Source organism: Acidisphaera rubrifaciens HS-AP3, assembly GCF_000964365.1.
Classification (GTDB): domain Bacteria; phylum Pseudomonadota; class Alphaproteobacteria; order Acetobacterales; family Acetobacteraceae; genus Acidisphaera; species Acidisphaera rubrifaciens.
On sequence record NZ_BANB01000445.1, the window covers coordinates 1 to 2,715 of the forward strand.

The following is a 2,715-nucleotide window of genomic DNA, read 5'->3' on the forward strand; positions in this document are numbered from 1 at the left end:
CCTGCCGATTCACTCAGAAGGGCTACCGCTCTAGTGCGGCACGACATCCCGCGCCAGACAGTTCACGCCAACTTCGAGATGCTGGAGCGGGCGGTGAGCTCGGGCAGCGACTTCGCCAAGCTGTTCGGAATCACGACGATCAGCAAGCCATCCTCAAACACCGCGAACTACCCCTACGTCCTCACTGATCTCGCCGAGAAGATTGAGGGCGAAGGCTCCTACTGGCACAAAGCGCAGTTCTACCTCGACCGAGTCAAGAAGGAGAAGGGGGTCGATATCAAGGCCAGTGACAACCGTTACCACTCCGCGACTAAGACCGGGCAGGCCGCCACCGCCGTTGCTCACAAATATTCCGATGACCTGCTGGACCTGATGCGAAAGATGAAGAAAGGTGAGGCCTATGAGTTGGAGCTATAGCAATCAATAGGCCGGCACACACGAAAGTTCGGCTCACACGCCACGATCGCACGTCACCACACACTACGCAGGCGGCAACCCTGCAATGTTGATCCAAGTGCTCACGGCACGTGGTAGCAAATGACGTGATTCCCGCATGAATCTAAGTAGGTCAGCTCGAGTGATGATGACGGCGTTGTCGGGTATACTGGAGCCATAACTTTCGGATGCTGCAAAGAGAAAGGCCTTTTCTTCGCCAGCGTACTGCGAGGCGTCGATTGGTTGGCAGCCAGATTTCACCTGAACGATAGCCCGCTCGCCCGTTTCGCGGTTAGCGAGAACAAATTCGTAATGCGCCGTGGTCGGCAGACGAGTATTAGGAAAGACATACCATCCGGTTGTCTGAAGATACATGAAGATTACATTTTCAATGTCATTATCATTCAAAAAATCAAAAATGTCCAGCACTTCATCAGAAATGTCGCTCAAGCCAGCCAAGTGCATCGAAAACTTTAGCATGTCCGGCGCCCTAATTGCTTGGAAGGTTCTCGGCGGCCGAAAGCAGGCAATTATTTTCCCTGGCACCGCATCAGCGATGCCTACGTCAATTATGCGAGCGGGCCGAAAATTTACGATATCGGCATCGATAGCCGCCCTGTCCTCGTATGCATACTCCCAGGGCCCTAATATCTCAGCGAGATAATATCGTCCTTGGGTATCTCGAAACCATACAAGATCTCCAGTGTCGGGCATTTCAGCAAATGTCCAAACCGAATGCCAAGACTCATTTTCACCATATTGCCGGGCGGCCGCCTCTTTGAACCATTCGAGATCGCCCGATCTTTTAAGAAGTTCGTCGGGAACCGGCCAACCCATCCCTATAATTGATCGTTCCAGACACAGAGCGACGGAGGCTGCACGGTCACCGCTACCACCATTGGGTCTAATATGCAGACGCCATAGGGCTGTGATGGTCAGCCTCCTGTAACGAAAAGATGCGTCCTCTATAGCAATTAAATTGTATGGAACATGCTCACGATCCGTCAAATAGCTCCCGCTCGCGAGTCATTATCCCAGCAGGTCGCTGCGCCGGTCCGCCAGGGCGAGGGTGAAGAAGTAGGTGCCGCCCGGCACGCGGCTGCGGCGATAGTCGGGCATGGGTCAGACGGACGACGCGGTGGGCGGCGCCATGCGGTGGTGGGGTGCGGAAGGGCACCCCACCCTACGGCGGGCGTCAACGGTAACGGACGCAATCATCGCCCTCACGTCACCCGCTCCCCGCAAACTCATCCACCGCATGGCCCCACCGCCGCGTCAGAAATACCCCGCCGCCTCCATGTCCTCCAGCAGCGTCGCACGCGCCGGCGCCCAGCCCAGCGTCGCACGCGTGCGGGCGGCGGAGGCGGCGACGTCCGTGGCGGCGAAGGCGGTCAGCCAGCCGAAATGCGCCGCCGCCTCGTCCGGCGACTTCGACACGACGGGCACGCCCAGCTCCCGCCCGATCGCCTCGGCGATGGCGCGGAACGGCACGCCCTCCTCCGCGACCGCGTGATACGGCCCACCCGTCGCCCCCTGTTCGATCGCGAGCCGATAGACGACGGCCGCGTCCTCGCGGTGCACCGCGGCCCAGCGGTTGGCGCCGTCGCCGACATAGGCGGACACGCCGGTCGCGCGCGCGATCTCGATCAGGCGCGGGATGAAGGCGTGATCGCCCGCGCCGTGAACCGTGGGCGGCAGGCGCACCGTGCCGGCGCGCATCCCGCGCGCGGCAAGCGCCTCGGCCGCGATTTCGGAATGGCGCGGAAAAGCCTCGGCCGGCGGCGGCCGGTCGGCCTCGGTGGCCGGGCGACCTGCGGCCAGCATCAACATGCCGGCGGTGACCAGCAACGGCCGGTCGGAGCCGGCGAGCGCATCCCCGAACGCCTCGATCGCGGCCCGGTCGAGCGCGCTGACCCGGCCGAAATCGTTGAAGTCATGTTCGAAGGCGGTATGGATCACCGCGTCCGCCCGCCGCGCCGCGTCGCGCAGCCCCGCCGTATCCTCAAGCGTGCCATGGACCGGCTCCGCGCCGAGGCCGCGCAGGAAATCCGCACCGGCATCGGACCGCGTCAGGCCGCGCACGCCGTGCCCCGCCGCGCGCAGCTCGCGCACCACCGCCGACCCCACGAAGCCGGTCGCACCCGTCACGAATACTTGCATCCGTCATCTCCGCTCTGGACTGGCGGCGATGTGGTCGGGGAATCTTCCCTGGTAAAGATGAGAGCTTATAGGGGTATAATGCCTACCGGGATGAGTGATCCGGCCTTCGGAACCTATCTG

Annotated in this window: 3 protein-coding genes; 1 reads left to right on the plus strand and 2 read right to left on the minus strand. The window is 61.7% G+C overall.

Features of this window, described 5'->3' with window-relative positions:
* Nucleotides 1–417 (plus strand): hypothetical protein (locus B8460_RS12720; RefSeq protein ID WP_206742653.1); only part of this gene is annotated, 417 nt, incomplete at its 5' end.
* A gap of 63 nt (nt 418–480) precedes the next feature.
* Here the strand turns inward: B8460_RS12720 and B8460_RS21015 are convergent.
* Both B8460_RS21015 and B8460_RS12725 read right to left on the minus strand, forming a co-directional pair.
* Nucleotides 481–1,272: a hypothetical protein gene (locus B8460_RS21015; protein ID WP_148360589.1), complete on the minus strand. Its 792-nt coding sequence runs from the start codon at nt 1,270–1,272 to the stop codon at nt 481–483.
* A gap of 438 nt (nt 1,273–1,710) precedes the next feature.
* A complete protein-coding gene (locus B8460_RS12725; RefSeq protein WP_307188639.1) occupies nt 1,711–2,583 on the minus strand; it encodes an SDR family oxidoreductase in 873 nt (290 codons plus the stop codon).
* Between the last annotated feature and the right edge of the window lie 132 nt (nt 2,584–2,715).